Annotated in this window: 17 protein-coding genes; 11 read left to right on the top strand and 6 right to left on the bottom strand. The window is 26.4% G+C overall.

Annotation, left to right across the window (positions count from 1 at the left end):
- The first annotated feature begins 29 nt into the window (after nt 1–29).
- Nucleotides 30–935 carry a signal recognition particle-docking protein FtsY gene (gene ftsY, locus AS160_RS05840; RefSeq protein ID WP_165146275.1) on the top strand — a complete coding sequence of 302 codons (906 nt, stop codon included), beginning with the start codon at nt 30–32 and terminating at the stop codon, nt 933–935.
- A gap of 16 nt (nt 936–951) precedes the next feature.
- Here ftsY and upp read toward each other — a convergent pair whose 3' ends face one another.
- The gene (gene upp, locus AS160_RS05835; protein WP_165146273.1) at nt 952–1,587 is read right to left on the bottom strand and encodes a uracil phosphoribosyltransferase; all 636 of its coding nucleotides are present in this window, start codon (nt 1,585–1,587) and stop codon (nt 952–954) included.
- A 114-nt stretch (nt 1,588–1,701) separates the two neighbouring features.
- Between upp and AS160_RS05830 the strand changes: the two genes are divergently transcribed.
- Entirely contained in the window at nt 1,702–2,877 is a 1,176-nt protein-coding gene (locus AS160_RS05830) for an ABC transporter permease (protein ID WP_165146271.1), read from the top strand.
- A gap of 8 nt (nt 2,878–2,885) precedes the next feature.
- Nucleotides 2,886–3,476 (top strand): glycerol-3-phosphate 1-O-acyltransferase PlsY, encoded by a 591-nt coding sequence (plsY, locus tag AS160_RS05825; RefSeq protein ID WP_165146269.1) that lies wholly within the window; start codon nt 2,886–2,888, stop codon nt 3,474–3,476.
- Nucleotides 3,477–3,499: 23 nt separating this feature from the next.
- Here the strand turns inward: plsY and AS160_RS05820 are convergent, their stop codons facing one another.
- The 5 genes from AS160_RS05820 to AS160_RS05800 all read right to left on the bottom strand — a co-directional run bounded on the left by AS160_RS05820 (nt 3,500) and on the right by AS160_RS05800 (nt 9,217).
- The gene (locus AS160_RS05820) at nt 3,500–4,684 is read right to left on the bottom strand and encodes a glycine C-acetyltransferase (RefSeq protein ID WP_165146267.1); all 1,185 of its coding nucleotides are present in this window, start codon (nt 4,682–4,684) and stop codon (nt 3,500–3,502) included.
- 11 nt (nt 4,685–4,695) lie between these two features.
- A complete protein-coding gene (gene tdh, locus AS160_RS05815) occupies nt 4,696–5,733 on the bottom strand; it encodes an L-threonine 3-dehydrogenase (RefSeq protein ID WP_165146265.1) in 1,038 nt (345 codons plus the stop codon).
- A gap of 136 nt (nt 5,734–5,869) precedes the next feature.
- On the bottom strand, nt 5,870–6,373 hold the full coding sequence (locus AS160_RS05810; protein ID WP_165146263.1) for a hypothetical protein: 504 nt from the start codon (nt 6,371–6,373) through the stop codon (nt 5,870–5,872).
- Complete coding sequence (locus tag AS160_RS05805) at nt 6,363–7,211, bottom strand: cyclic nucleotide-binding domain-containing protein (protein ID WP_165146260.1); 849 nt, start codon at nt 7,209–7,211, stop codon at nt 6,363–6,365. The genes AS160_RS05810 and AS160_RS05805 overlap by 11 nt, the downstream gene beginning before the upstream one ends.
- Nucleotides 7,212–7,219: 8 nt before the next feature.
- Nucleotides 7,220–9,217 carry a transglycosylase domain-containing protein gene (locus tag AS160_RS05800; RefSeq protein WP_165146257.1) on the bottom strand — a complete coding sequence of 666 codons (1,998 nt, stop codon included), beginning with the start codon at nt 9,215–9,217 and terminating at the stop codon, nt 7,220–7,222.
- 88 nt (nt 9,218–9,305) lie between these two features.
- On the opposite strand from AS160_RS05800, the gene AS160_RS05795 reads away from it, so the two are divergent.
- From AS160_RS05795 to AS160_RS05760, 8 genes are read left to right on the top strand one after another with little or no spacing between them, the layout of a single operon-like run.
- Nucleotides 9,306–9,845 carry a TIGR03936 family radical SAM-associated protein gene (locus AS160_RS05795; protein WP_165146254.1) on the top strand — a complete coding sequence of 180 codons (540 nt, stop codon included), beginning with the start codon at nt 9,306–9,308 and terminating at the stop codon, nt 9,843–9,845.
- Nucleotides 9,846–10,214, top strand: a complete 369-nt coding sequence (locus tag AS160_RS05790; RefSeq protein ID WP_165146251.1) for a response regulator — start codon at nt 9,846–9,848, stop codon at nt 10,212–10,214.
- The gene (locus AS160_RS05785; RefSeq protein WP_165146248.1) at nt 10,207–11,610 is read left to right on the top strand and encodes a SpoIIE family protein phosphatase; all 1,404 of its coding nucleotides are present in this window, start codon (nt 10,207–10,209) and stop codon (nt 11,608–11,610) included. Before AS160_RS05790 ends, AS160_RS05785 begins: the two co-directional genes overlap by 8 nt.
- Nucleotides 11,611–11,622: 12 nt before the next feature.
- Complete coding sequence (locus tag AS160_RS05780) at nt 11,623–12,375, top strand: YebC/PmpR family DNA-binding transcriptional regulator (RefSeq protein WP_165146245.1); 753 nt, start codon at nt 11,623–11,625, stop codon at nt 12,373–12,375.
- Between the two features lie 39 nt (nt 12,376–12,414).
- On the top strand, nt 12,415–13,179 hold the full coding sequence (locus AS160_RS05775) for a hypothetical protein (RefSeq protein WP_165146242.1): 765 nt from the start codon (nt 12,415–12,417) through the stop codon (nt 13,177–13,179).
- A 13-nt stretch (nt 13,180–13,192) separates the two neighbouring features.
- Complete coding sequence (locus tag AS160_RS05770) at nt 13,193–14,011, top strand: protein-glutamate O-methyltransferase CheR (RefSeq protein ID WP_165146239.1); 819 nt, start codon at nt 13,193–13,195, stop codon at nt 14,009–14,011.
- 12 nt (nt 14,012–14,023) lie between these two features.
- Nucleotides 14,024–14,476 carry a signal peptidase II gene (lspA, locus tag AS160_RS05765; protein ID WP_165146236.1) on the top strand — a complete coding sequence of 151 codons (453 nt, stop codon included), beginning with the start codon at nt 14,024–14,026 and terminating at the stop codon, nt 14,474–14,476.
- Nucleotides 14,458–15,369, top strand: a complete 912-nt coding sequence (locus AS160_RS05760; RefSeq protein ID WP_165146233.1) for an RluA family pseudouridine synthase — start codon at nt 14,458–14,460, stop codon at nt 15,367–15,369. Before lspA ends, AS160_RS05760 begins: the two co-directional genes overlap by 19 nt.
- The last annotated feature ends 69 nt before the right edge of the window (nt 15,370–15,438 follow it).

Raw genomic sequence — 15,438 nt, 5'->3', positions numbered from 1 at the left:
TATTGAAAATTTGTATATGGAGGTGCTGTATGGGTTTTTTTAATAAAATAAAAGAAGGATTGAAAAAAACAAGAGATAAATTTTTTGGGAATATAAAAACTATATTTTCTGGAAGAACATTAGATGATGATGTTCTAGAAGAACTTGAAGAAATAATGATATTATCCGATATGGGAGTTGAGGCATCAAAGGATATTATAGAAAAATTAAAAGAAAGATATAAAAAAGAAAAGACAGATGATCCATTATTGTTATTAAGGGACATTATGGTTGAACATCTGGATAATAAACCTATAATTCTAAAACCAGAAAAAAAACCATATGTTATTTTAGTAGTAGGAGTTAATGGTACAGGTAAAACTACTACAATAGCTAAATTAGGAAAAATATATAAAGAGAATGGGAATGAAGTAGTATTTGCATCAGGGGATACATTTAGAGCTGCTGCAATAGAGCAATTAAAAGAATGGGGAAATAGACTTGGTATTAATGTAATAGCTCATTCTCATGGATCAGATGCTGCAGCTGTTGCATATGATGCATTAAATCATGCAATTTCTAAAAATAAAGATGTTGTTATTATAGATACAGCGGGGAGGCTACATACAAAAAGTAATTTAATGGAAGAATTGAAAAAAATTAAAAGAGTTATTCAAAAAGTTATACCAGATGCACCACATGAAACATTACTGGTTTTAGATGGAACAACAGGGCAAAACGGCATTGTTCAAGCTAAGGTTTTTAAAGAGGCTATAGATTTAAGTGGGATAGTGGTTACAAAATTAGATGGAACTGCAAAAGGTGGAATAGCCTTTGCAATTAATCAAGAATTAAAAATACCTATTAAATTAATAGGAGTAGGAGAAAAAGAAGATGATTTACAACTTTTTGATCCCAATGATTATTGTAATGCATTATTAGATATAGAAGAATAGCGGTTTTTCCGCTATTCTATTTTGTTCTAAATAATCTGTCTCCAGCGTCACCAAGACCTGGAATTATATATGCATGATCATTTAATTTTTCATCTAAAGATGCTGTATAAATTTTAACATCTGGATATTCTTCTTCTAAATTTTTAACACCTTCAGGTGCGGCTAATAATGACATTACAATTATATTATTAACACCATATTCTTTAACTTTTTTAATAGCATATTTAATGGAAAATCCAGTAGCTAGCATGGGGTCTACAATGAAGACAAAGTGATTTTCTGAAAAAGGAGGAAACTTAAGGTAGTATTCAACGGGTTTTAATGTTTCGGGGTCTCTAAAAATACCAAGAAATCCAATACTTGCATTAGGGACAAGGCTTAAAATGCCATCCATCATACCTAAACCAGCTCTTAAAATAGGAACAATAGTTATTTTTTTATCTTCAACCATTTCTCCAAGAGTTTTTTGGATAGGAGTTTCAACTTCGATATTTATTGTTGGTAAATTTCTTGTAGCTTCATAAGTTAATAATTGAGTTATTTCTTTTAATAATTCTCTAAATTCTTTTGGTCCTGTATCTTTGTTTCTCATAATAGTGAGTTTGTGTTTTATTAAAGGATGGTCTACCACAGTAAGATTTGAAAATTCCATTTTTGTGCCTCCTTTTTTATATTCTGTTAATGATTATACCATAAAAAAGCTTTGAACATTTTAAATTTTTTGGTAGAATATATAAAGATTTAGAAAATATTGTAGAGGTGAAGTATGAAGATATTATCTTTGATGAAATATGAATTAGTAAAAATTTTTAGAAATAAAGGTTTTTTAATTTCTCTTATTTTAATTCCTTTTCTTTTATCTTATTTGGGTTCAAACCTATTTCCTGAAAATATGCTATCAAATTATAAAATAGCAGTTTATAATGAAGATAATTCTTTTCTTGGAAAATTTGGTTTTCTCTTTTTAAGTCAGTTTTTTAAATGGAAAGATGCCGTTCAATTAACTACACAAAAAGAATTAATTGAAGCAATAAAAACAAATGAATTTGATTCTATATTAATTGTGCCAAAAGGGTTTATGAATAATTTAAAAGATTATAAAGATACTAAATTAATTTTAGTTCCTAATCCCAATGATTTAGATAGCAGTGTTGCTATTTATACTGTTGTAAAAGCACTATTTAGTGAATTATCTGGAATACCAGAAATATCAACAGGTTCAACAACGCAATTTTTATTAAAAGGTGGTATATCTGTAGATAAAGATAGGAAACCACCTGAAATAGAAATACAAATTCCAAATGTCAAAGATGGAAGTTTAAAAAATATTGAAAATGCATCTTTAGATTTTCAAGATATGCTAGCTCCGTCTGCAATATTGGTATTAATACTTATTTTTTCTATGGGCGGAATAGGGATATCAATTTCTCAAACAAGAGAAAATGGGTTATTAGACATATATAGAGCAAATGGTTTAAAAATTTGGGAGTTTTCATTATATAAGCTATTAACTTATTCAATACTTGGATTAATATCTAGTGTTATTACTTATTATGTATTTAAAAATTTTGGAAGCAATTTTGCAGGGAAAGAAATAGATATTTTGATTTTAATATTATTAAATGTAATAATGTTTGCATCATTTGGAATGTTAATTTCTTCTATATCAAAAACTACAAGAACAACAACATTTTTATTAGCAATATTTATAGGTACAATGGTATTATTTGGAGATGTTTTAATATCTATTCCAAAAGATTCTATTTGGTATAGATGGACATATGCCTTACCTATAAAATATTCTATAGATTCTTTAAGAAAAATAGCATTATTAAATTATGATTTATCAATGGTTATAAATAATATATATATAATGATGCTATTTACATTTATATCATTTATTATAAGTTATATATTTTTAACTCATATTGAAAGAAAGTGAGGAGCATTATGTATTTATTTTTAGCTTATATTATTGGTAGTATTCCTTTTAGTTTTATTTTTCCATATATTTTAACAGGGAGAGATGTTAGAAAGTATGGATCAAAGAATGTAGGGACATCAAATGCGGTTTATATTACAAATTTAAAAGTTGGTCTTTTGTGTTTAGTTGGAGATTTTTCAAAAGGTTTTTTTGTATATTATTTGTTTTCTCATATTCTAAAAACGGAGAATATATATGTATATTTAGCATCATTATTAGTAGTAATTGGACATAATTGGAGTATTTTTTTGAAATTTAAAGGTGGCAAAGGTATAGCTACATTGTTAGGGGTATTAATGGCATATAATCCTATAGTTGGTTTAATGTTTGCGGGTATATCAGCTATTATTACTTATATTACAAAATATATAGCATTAGGAAATGTTGTAAGTTTATTTATAATAATGTTTTTCTCATATTTTAAAATATTTAATATGGATCCGTTATTGCTTTCTCTTATGTTTGTTATAATACTTCCTAAACATATAGAAAATCTCATTAGAATAATAAATAAAACTGAAATAAAAGTTACTGAACGATTGGATAAAGCCGAATAAAAAAGCAGGCCAGGCCTGCTTTTTTATTTTATTATATTTAATTCTTTTCCAATTTTCTCAAATTTTTCAACAGCAAAATCTAAATCTTCTTTTGTATGGGCAGCACTAATCATTACCCTAATTCTAGCTAATCCTTTTGGAACAGTAGGATATCCAATAGATTGTGCAAAAATACCCTCTTCAAATAGTTTTAAACTAAATTCTTTTGCTACTTTAGCATCGTATAACATAACTGGAGTTATTGGTGTTTCACTATGCCATGTATCAAAACCTAACGCATTCAATTTTTCTTTAAAGTATCTTCCATTTTCCCATAATTTTTCTACAACTTCTCCACTTTCACTCAATATTCTAACAGCTTCTAGAGCAGCTCCTGCTTCTGCTGGAGATAATGAACTACTAAACAAGAAAGGTCTAGCTTTTTGTTTTAAATATTCAATTAATTCTTTTTTTCCAGCAACAAATCCACCAACTACACCAAAAGCTTTAGATAATGTACCAACTTCTATATCAACTCGCCCATGTAGATGGAAATGATCAACAATTCCTCTTCCGCTATCTCCTAAAACACCTTCACCATGAGCGTCATCGACCATAACAATAGCATTATATTTTTCTGCAACTTCTACGATTTCTGGTAATGGAGCTAAATCTCCATCCATACTAAATACACCATCTGTTATAATTAATAATCTTCTAGCACCATTTGATTTTGCTTCTTTTAATTTTTCTTCTAAGTCTTTTACATCCTTATGTTTCCATACATATTTCTTAGCTTTTGATAGTCTAACTCCATCAATAATACTTGCATGATTTAGTTCATCTGATAGGATAGCATCTTCTGCAGTTGTTATAGCCGGAATAACTGCTTGGTTTGCGTTAAATCCAGATTGTACGACTAAAGTAGCTTCTGCTTTTTTGAATTCTGCAAGTTCCTTTTCTAATTTTGTGTGAATATCCATTGTACCAGCAATGCTTCTAACAGCGCCGGGACCTACACCGTATTCTTCTACTGCTTTAATTGCGGCTTTTTTAAGTCTTTCGTTGTTAGCAAAACCTAAATAATTATTAGAGCATAAATTTAAAACTTTTTTTCCATCCACTTCAAACCAAGCACCTTGTGCGCTGTTTAAAGTTCTAATTGTAACAAAAAGGCCGTTTTCCTTTAATTCGTTCATTTCAGAAATCAATTGTTCATAAAAGTTCATAGAATTCCCCCTTACTCAGATATTTTTAAAACAATTTTACCACTTTGTTTTGAATCCATAAGTTCAAATCCTTTTTCAAATTCTTCCATAGGTAATATATGTGTAATTAATTTTGATAAGTCAATCTTTTTTGTTCTTAACCATTCAGAGGCAATTTGCCATGTTTCAAACATTTTTCTTCCAGTTATACAATGTATTTTTATACCTTTAAATACTGCGGTGTTCATTACAAATGGAACAGGATTTGTTGGAAATACCCCTAAAATAATTGCCTCGCCTGCATTGGTTAAAGACTCTATTCCACCATTTAAAGCATTTGGGTTTCCTGACATTTCTAATAATACATCAACGCCATTACCATCAGTTAATTTCATAATTTCCTCAACTAAATCTTTTTCAGCAGGATTGATGATATAATCAGCACCCATTTCTTTAGCCATATTAATTCTATATTCTGAAACTTCGCTAACGATTACAGTAGAAGCGCCAGATAATTTAGCAACTTGAACGCATACTGCGCCAATTGGACCAGCTCCGGTAATTAATACAGTTTTTCCTCTTAAATCTGTAGCTGTAGCAGAATGAATTGCATTTCCTAATGGTTCCATGACAGAAGCAAATTCTTTTGGTATAGAAGGATCTAATTTCCATAATACAATTTCAGGTACAACAACATATTCAGCAAAAACTCCATCTCTGTCAACACCTAAAATTTGCATATCTTTACATACGTGCATATTTCCAGTTTTGCATTGTTTACAAACTCCACAAGGAATATGAGTTTCTGCTGCAACAATGTCTCCAGGTTTTAAACCCTTTACCATTGATCCAACTTCGACTACTTCACCAACAAATTCATGACCATCAATTTGAGGTGTTTTAATTCTTTGTTTTGACCAATCATCCCATTTCCAAATATGTAAATCTGTTCCGCAAATAGATGCATTTAATACTTTTACTTTTACATCAGTTGGTTCTTTGATTTCAGGTATTTCAACTTCTTCTAAGACAAATCCTTTTTTTGGTTCTTTTTTTACTATAGCTTTCATTGTCCCCAACTTTATTCACCATCCTTATTATATATTCTTTATATAAGTTTAACTTATAAATGAAAAAAATTTCAATGTCATTTTTTTCACGTTATTGATTATTATTTCTTATTTTCTTTAAAAATCTTCAAAATGGTTAGATTTGCTCAGAATTATAATAATAAAATTCTTCATCTTCGTATATTAATTTTTTATCTAAAAGATTATTTATAGAATTTTTATCGACATAGTTTAGTATAAAATTTTTTGGAAGACCTTTTATATTAGAACTTCTGTTATATATTTTCTTTAGATTTAACAATAAAATTTCTTCATCTTTTTTCTTTATAAAAGATGCAACTTCTAAAAAAGTAATTTTTACACTCAAAAAAAATTTTTCATAAAAATTTTCATCTTGTAATAATTGAAGAAAAAGATTATATGAATTTTTTTTAAATTTAGTATTACCTATTTTATAATAGTCTATTAAGGCTATACCGAATGCAAGAGCATCTAAACCAAAAAATTCGCCATCACAAAAAACTTGACCTAATTTAGGTGGATATTCATCATATTTTATAATAGATACAACTATTCCATTTTGGATATATCCAATTTCTTTTACATCTTTAGCTAAATTATTTATCAATTCATATTTCATTTTCTTTATCCTCACCTTTTTTGCTTATTATTTCTAAGTATGATTCATAATTCTCTATTCTGATTAGCATTTCTCCCCAAGAAGGGACTCCCCAAAATCTTAATAATTCTAAGTATTGCTCTAAAATGTTTTTTATTTCATTTTTATCTTTACAATTTAAACATATTAAGTATAAAAAATACTTTACTAAAGCTCTGTCTTCTATTTCTATAGATTTTTCAAAACCATATTTTAGGTCTTCGCATAATTTTTTATTATCTTTATTTTTTCTTATATAATTTGCAGTAAAAACAATTATTCCTGCTAAATCTATATTTTCTTTGTTAAATAAAGATTTAAAATTTTCTTCTAAAATTTCAATGTCTTCTGGTATCTCTGTTTCAAATATTTCTCCGGCGTTTAAAATTTGATCTAACTCTGCCAATATGCTATCAACTTCGTTTAATTGAGTTTCTTCTACTAAATCTTTTCTATTTTTTAATTTAGCCTTTTTTATAATTAAATCGTATATATTAGGAGTGATATTAAGTAAACTTTTATAAGATAAATTAACATATATTGTTGATATATTTTCTAATAATAGCGAAAATTCTTCTTCTCCTATAATACTTAAAATAGTTTTTTTATCTAATTTTAAAGCTTCTACCTTTGAATTAGCTGTATATGTTTCTAACAGTGGCTTTCCCGTTAAAAAACTCATAACTCCAATAAATTCATTAGATGAAAACTCTCTCATTCTAAGAGAAGAATGAACTTTTCCTGAAATTATATAGTAACAATAATCATATGATTCATTTTCTTTAAAAATAATATCACCTGGATTAAAAAACTCTTTCATAAGAACACCTACTTAATATTGTAATATAATTCTGGGAAATATATATCTATAAATAACTTTTCTTTTATAAATTTATTAAATATTTTTTTATCACCTAAATCTAAATTTTGAATATACGAATTAATATTTGAAATATCAAATTCAAATAATTTTTTATCAAGATTATTTTTGTAATTTTCTAAAAATAAATCCGGGAATAAAAACTCATAATTTTGAATATTTTTTAAGTATAAATTTTTAGATAAATTTTTATTATTAAAAATGTTTAATAATTCCTCAAAAGAATTTTCTAAATCTACAAATCCATCAAAGTTATATTTTGGAACTTTTATATTTGAGTTATAGTAAAAATAATTTTTTAAAATATTTTTTGCAATTGGGATAGCATGAGTAGTTGATAGCAAAAATTTACCATCTTTTCTTACAGAAATATTAATTTTTCCGTCATATCCGGAAAACCATACTGAATTGTCGGATGTTCCTGTCTTTCCATGAAAGTTTAAATTTTCAACAAATAAATTTTTTGCTGTACCTTCCTTTACAACACTTTCTAATAATTCATTCATTAAACTATATGATTTATTGCTAATAGAAGTAATTTTTTTATCTATTTTAGGAGTTTTTTTGTATATAATATTTCCATTTTTATCATAAATTTCTTGAATAATATAATACTCTGGTATTAGTCCGTAATTTGGAAATATAGAATAAGCTTTAGCAATATTATATACATTACTTTCAACTGTACCTAGAGATATTGTGATATCGTGAGGATAATATCCTTCTATACCTATATCATTTAAAAATTTTTCTACAATTTCAACAGATTTTGTTGGATTAGTTTCTAAGTCTAAAAACAAGTGTATGGAAGGGATGTTAATAGAATTAATTAAAGCATCTTTTAGTGTCACATATCCCTTAAAAGTTTTTTCAAAATTTTTTGGAGCCCAGTCTCCTATCTTAAAAGGTTCGTCTAACAATTTGGTATCAAAATTGTATCCTTTTTCAATAGCTAAAAGGTAATAAAAGGGTTTAATTGTAGAACCAATTTGTCTATTAGAATAGAATACATCGTATTGACTACCTAAAAAAGTAAGAATTTTTCCTGTTTTATTATCTAAAACAATTGCACTTTGTGAAGCTTCCCAGGAATTTTTAGTCATTTCAAACAAATCTCTATTTATAGTGGATTTAACAATATATCCTCCGCCGTTTAAATTAATATTAGCCTCTTCACTTTTTATAGCTAATAAAATCTGTAAATTACTATCATCAAGATAGCTTTTTTTAAATGAGATATTATTTAATATATATGTATATTTTTTATAATCTTCATTTGTTATGATTTGTTTCTCAAGCAATGAATTTAATATTATTAATCCTTGTTTTTTAGCCTTTAGAGGATACTTATATGGATTATAATATTCCGGAGAATTTAAAATACCAACTAAAATAGATATTTCAGTTAAATTTAAATCTTTTAAATCTTTTCCAAAATATCTTTTTGCAGCTGCGCCAAAACCGGTTATATCATTTCCTAAATAAGCCATATTAATATACGATTCCAGTATTTCATTTTTGGTGTAACTTTTTTCAACCCAAAAAGAAAGAAATATTTCTAGAATTTTTCTAGTAATTAATTTCTCTTGACTTAGATAAATATTTTTTATTATTTGTTGAGTTAAAGTGCTTCCTCCAAAGGAAGTTCCGTTTTTTAAATTTATTATTATAGATCTAATCAATCCTTTTAAATCAAAACCGGGATGTCCAAAAAAATCTCTATCTTCAGACCATAATAAAACAAATATTAAATCTATAGGAGCATCCTTTAAATTAACATATTGGAACTTTGGTGGGCTTATTTCTGAATTATCTGAAAAAAGGTATGTATTATAGTTACTATTTATAGAAAAAATGGATTTTTCTGAAAAAATATTTTTTGTATATATAAAAAGACTTATGCCAATCATAATAGAAATTAATAATCCAGATAAAAAAAACTTCAATTTAAATACCTCCAATTAACTTTAAAATGATTTTAATAAAAGTAGTATATAATACAAATATATTATATCATATAATGGAGTGAGTAATTTGAAATATCTTTTAAAATTTAAAAAATATGGGAAGTCAATGTATATTTCACATAATGATACTTTAGAAGAAATTGAAAGAATAATTAGAAGAGCTAAAGTTCCTATTGAATATACACAAGGATTTCATTCAAAAATAAAATTAAGTATTTCTCAAGCTGTTCCATTGGGATATATTAATAGAGCTTTATTTATAATATTAAATACCTATAAAGAATATGACTTTTCAAAATTTAACAATTTTGTATCTGAAGGGTTTAAATTAATTGAGTATAAACAAATAGATGAAAATTATAAATTTAATATAAAATATTATAAGTTTAAAGTATATATATCTAAAAATTTATTTGAAATATTCAATTCTTTTAATATGTCTGAAAATTTTATAGATTTTTCTTATGAAAATAACAGAAAAGATATATATGTGTTAAAATATAAACAAGAATATAATAAAATATATAATATATGGAAGATTTTTTCAGGTATAAATGAAGATTTCTTATTTTATCCTATTGTAGAAGATGTGATTTGGGGGGATTAAATGTCAAAAAAAATACTTATTGTTGATGATTCTGATGTGTTAAGAAAAATATTGTCCTTTAATTTTCAAAAAGAAGGATTTGAAGTATTTGAAGCTAAAGATGGTGAAGAAGGAATAAAAAAAATAAAAGAAATTAGTCCAGATGCTGTTTGTTTGGATATTATGATGCCAAAGATGGATGGGTTTACTGTATTGAAAAAATTAAAAGAAGAAAATATCTCTTTACCTATTTTGGTTTTAACGGCAAAAGGTGGAGAAGAAGATGAAAAACTTGCAATATCTCTCGGTGCTTTTAAAGTTGCTACAAAACCATTTAGCCCTAAAAATATTGTAGATATTATTAAACAGGCGGTGGGGGGGAATGGATAAAGCCACCCTATATGGATTAGAAATATATAATTTTTTAAATGAAAAATTAAAGTATTATAATGATGAACCTAAAGATCTTCATGAAATAAGGGATCGAGTAAAATATTTAATAGATGTATTATTTAATGAAAGTGAAACATATAGGACTCAGCTAGAAGAGTTTTCTTTGCAATTAGAAGCTCAGGTTGAGGAATTGTCTAAATTATACGAAGAACTTACTGCTGTTTTGGATATTGGGAAAATGCTTCATATGGCGATAGATCCAAGGACAGCTATTGAAGAAGTATTGGAAAGAATTAGGGATATAATATCTTTTGATGATATACTTGTAGGTGAATTTTCTGATTTTCCTCCACAAAAAGATTTTAAAATATTACATGCTGAATTAAAAAATATTAATTTTGAAAAAGTTGTAGAAATAATAGATGTTCTTAAAAAGAGTAATAAAATAAAACCGATAATTTTAGAAAGAGATCCTATTTTAAATAATGAAGTTCCTATAATGTTTATACCGATAGAATCCAAAATGAAAATTTGGGGTTTTTTCTTATTTTATGGATCAAAAAAAGGTATATTTACCGCAGGTAATAGAAAAATAATGGAATCTATTGCCGAGCAAATAGCTTTTAGTTATGATACTTTAAATTATTTAAATGAAAAAATAGAGAAAGAAAAACTTGCAGAGCAATTGAGAATAGCTTCAGAAATACAAAAGTCATTATTGCCAAGCGAAATTCCTGAATTTAGAGAACTTGACATAGAAGCTTTTTATAGGCCGGCGTATGATATTGGTGGAGATTATTATGATGTTGTAGATTTGGGAGAAAAAGTATTTATGGTTTTAGCTGATGTTTCTGGCAAAAGCGTACCTGCTGCATTAATTATGACATCATTTAGATCAATATTGCGTTATGAATTAGAGAAAAATGAAGACTTAACATCAATAGTGACCAATTTAAATAATTATATTTCAAAAGAAATTCCTCAGGATAGATTTGTTACTGCAATTTTTATAATGTTTGATATAAAAAATAAAAAAATTGAAATGATAAATTGTGGGCATAATCCAACAATAATATATAAAGATGGTGAGCTTCTTTCGTTTGAAGCAGAATATATGCCAATAGGAATTATGGACGGATTTATTTTTGAAAGTCAAGAATTAAGTTATAATAATGAAATAAGTTTTGTTTTATATACTGATGGTATAACTGAAGCAAGAAATAAAAATATAGAGGAATTTGGGTTAGATAAATTGATAGAGATATTTAAAAATAATAAAGATAAATCATCTAAAGAAATTACTAAAATTATTATTGATGAATTAGATAAATTTGTTGGAGAAGCATCTCAACATGATGATACAACAATAATGATAATAAAATCAATATTATAAGGAGGTTATGATATGTCAGGGCATAACAAATGGGCAAATATTAAACACAGAAAAGCAGCCCAAGATGCTAAAAGATCAAAGATTTTTACTAAATTAATTAGAGAATTAACAGTAGCAGCTAAAGAGGGTGGAGCTGATCCAGAATCAAATCCGAGGTTAAGAACTGCTATTGAAAAGGCAAAAGAAGCAAATATGCCAAAAGATAAGATTGATGCAGCTATTAAAAAAGGAGCTGGAGGGACAGAAGCAGATTCTTACGTAGAAATTATGTATGAAGGTTATGGCCCAGCTGGAGTTGCTATAATTATGAGGGCACTAACTGATAATAAAAACAGAGCAGCTCAAGAAGTAAGACATATTCTTTCAAAACATGGTGGAAGTTTAGCTGAAAGTGGAGCTGTTGCATGGAATTTCGAAAGGAAAGGATTAATTGAAATTCCTAAAGAAGAAGTAGCCGACTTAGATGAATTTATGATGACAGCTTTAGATGCTGGAGCAGAAGATGTTGTGGAAGATGAAAATATTCAAGTAATAGCTTCACCTGATGATATGGCTCAAGTTAGAGATACTTTAAAAGATAATGGTTTTTCAGTGAAAGCATCTTTAACTTATATACCAAAAACAACAGTAAAAATTTCTGGTTCAGATGCAGAAAAAATGTTAAAATTAATGGATGCATTAGAAGATAGTGATGATATTCAAGAAGTTTTTGCTAACTTTGAAATAGATGATGAGGAAATGGAAAGATTAGCACAAAATATGTAAATTAAGGGGCTTATAGCCCCTTTTTAATAAAGGAGAAAAATGAAAAAACGTATACTAATTTTGTTATTAAACATAATATTTTTTAATATATATTTTTCAAATAATATATTTTTAAATTATATGAATAGCGGCGATTTAAAATTAGAATATAGTTTTGATTTTGAAGCAACAGGTTTATATGTTGCAAATTTATCGTTTTATCATACTATAAAACCGCAATCAATAAATAATATAGAAGTTTCTAAAGATATTTTAAATTATTTAAGATTTCATCAGCCAGGGTTTAGTATAGAATTTAATTATAAAAATGATAAATTTAATGATCCAAATTATTTTTTATTATCAAAAGAATCTTTTATGATTTCTTTTGAAAATATATATTTTAATGTGCCTATAATATATGTAGTTTCTAATGGTATGTTAGGTTTGAATTTCAATAAAAATAATAATAACTATTTTTATTGGATAAATATAAATAATTTGTCAGAAACTTTTTTTGGTTACTATTATGGAAAAAATATTAAGGTAGGTAGTTTTATAAATTCAAATAATGACATTGGTGTTTTTTTAGTTTTTTCAAATGGTATAATAACAATATCCAAAAACAATTTTTTTGTTGAACTGATAAATAAAAATATTAATTTATATTTCAATTTTAAAGATAATAATAAGTATATTAAAAATAAATTTTACGAAATGAAAGCTAATGAATTTGAAATTAATTTACCTATAATTAGGGATAAAATATATTTTATATTTAATTCAGAAAAAAAATATGGTTTAAAATTTAATCTATCTTTTTAATGGAGGAGAAAATATGAACGAAAACAGCTTATATAATTCACCATATAATGATAACGAGTATGTATGGTTATTAGAAAATATTGCAAAACATTTTCAATTGGATTTAAGAGGATATAAACAACATAGAGTAAGAAGAAGAATAGATATGATTATGAGAAAATATTCGTATAATAGCTATAAAGATTATTTTAATGATTTGAAAAAAGATTCGAAATTATGGGATGAATTTTTAGATAAATTAACCATAAATGTAACAGAATTCTTTAGAAATCCTGAAAAATGGAATTATTTAAAAAAAGAAATTTTACCTAGAATTTTAAAAGAGAGTGGATCAAAAACAAAAATTTGGAGTGCAGGTTGTTCTACTGGCGAAGAACCATATACACACGCTATTTTATTGGAAGAATTAAATGCCCCTAAGACCGTTAAAGTTTTAGCAACTGATTTGGACAAATTTGTTATAGAAAAAGCTAAAAAAGGTATTTATACAGAGCGTTCTTTGGTGAATGTTTCTGAAGATTTAAAGAAAAAATATTTTAGAAAATCTGACAATAACAATTATGAAATATTATCATTTGTAAAAAATAGAGTAATTTTTAAACAACATAACTTATTAATGGATCCATTTGAAAGTAATGTGGATTTGATATCATGTAGAAATGTAGTAATATATTTTGATATGGAAGCAAAAAATAATTTATATAAGAATTTTGTTAAATCGTTGAGAGTTGGTGGAGTTTTATTTGTTGGATCAACAGAGAGAATATTTAATTATAAAAGTTTAGGGCTAGAAGTTATAGAACCATTCTTTTATCAAAAAGTAAAGGAATAATGCGGTGATAAAATGGATTGGTTAATTCCATTAATTATGCTTTTTGATCAAATAATAAAAAAGATTACTCAAGAATATTTAAGTGGGAAAACCATTAATATTTTAGGAGATTTTTTATCTTTAACATATGTAAAAAATACAGGAATAGCTTTTGGAATGTTTCAAGGTTATTCTTTTTTACATGGTATTATTTCTACCATAGTTGTTACTATTATATGGGTTTTTAGAAAAAATTATTTATCTAAAGAAAATTCTATATTATTTGATTTATCTACGGTTTTTATTATAGGCGGTGCACTGGGGAATATATATGATAGAATAAGGTTTAATTATGTAGTTGACACGTTTAGTGTAAAATATTTTTCAGTTTTTAATGTTGCAGATTCTTTTGTGACTATAGGTGGAATACTCTTAGCTATTTATTATTACAAAAGGAGTAAATATCCGTGGAAGAAAGTTTTTTAGTAACGAATAGAGAAAATGGATGGAGATTAGATAAATATGTTGTAGAAAAAGTTCCTGATTGGATTTCTAGAACATATGTACAAAAAGCAATAAAACAAGGACAAATTATTGTAAATGGTGATTTAAAGAAACCTTCGTATAAATTAAAAAACGGAGAAGTTGTTACAATTGAGGTACCAGATAAACCGCCATCTATTGAAGTATTACCTGAAGATATTCCATTAAATATTATATATGAAGATAAAGATATTATTATAGTAAATAAACCTCCAAATATGATTGTTCATCCTGTATTTAATAAGGTTACCGGAACATTGGTTAATGCTCTATTGTATCATTGTAAGGATTTACAAGGGATTGGTGGAGAATTAAGACCAGGTATTGTACATAGATTGGATAAAGATACATCAGGGGCTATAGTTATAGCAAAAAATGATTTAGCTCATCAATCATTGAGCAAACAGTTTAAAGATAGAAAAACAAAAAAAACATATATAGCATTGGTTAAAGGCCATTTGAATAAAAAAACAGGTGAAATAAATCAACCGCTTGGGAGACATCCAAATATCAGAATAAAAATGGCTGTTGTTCCTGGTGGAAAAGAATCAATAACTCAATATAAGATAATAAAAGAGTTTAAGAGTGGATCGTTGGCTTGGATTAATTTAAAGACTGGACGTACTCATCAGATCAGAGTACATTTTAAATATATAGGACATCCACTATTTGGAGATGAGATTTATGGTACTTCTGATATTGATTTAGGGATTAATAGGCAAATGTTACATGCATTAAAATTAGGATTATTTCATCCACGTACAAATGAATGGATGGAGTTTGTAGCATCTATACCTGATGATTTTAAAAAAGCTATTATAACATTGTCAAAATAAAATATTAATTATGGGCCATAAAAAATATAACAGAAAATTAACATACTCTTGTTATATATTAAAAAATAT

Source organism: Marinitoga sp. 38H-ov, from assembly GCF_011057715.1.
Classification (GTDB): Bacteria; Thermotogota; Thermotogae; order Petrotogales; family Petrotogaceae; genus Marinitoga.
This window is presented reverse-complemented; position numbering and strand designations above follow the sequence as displayed.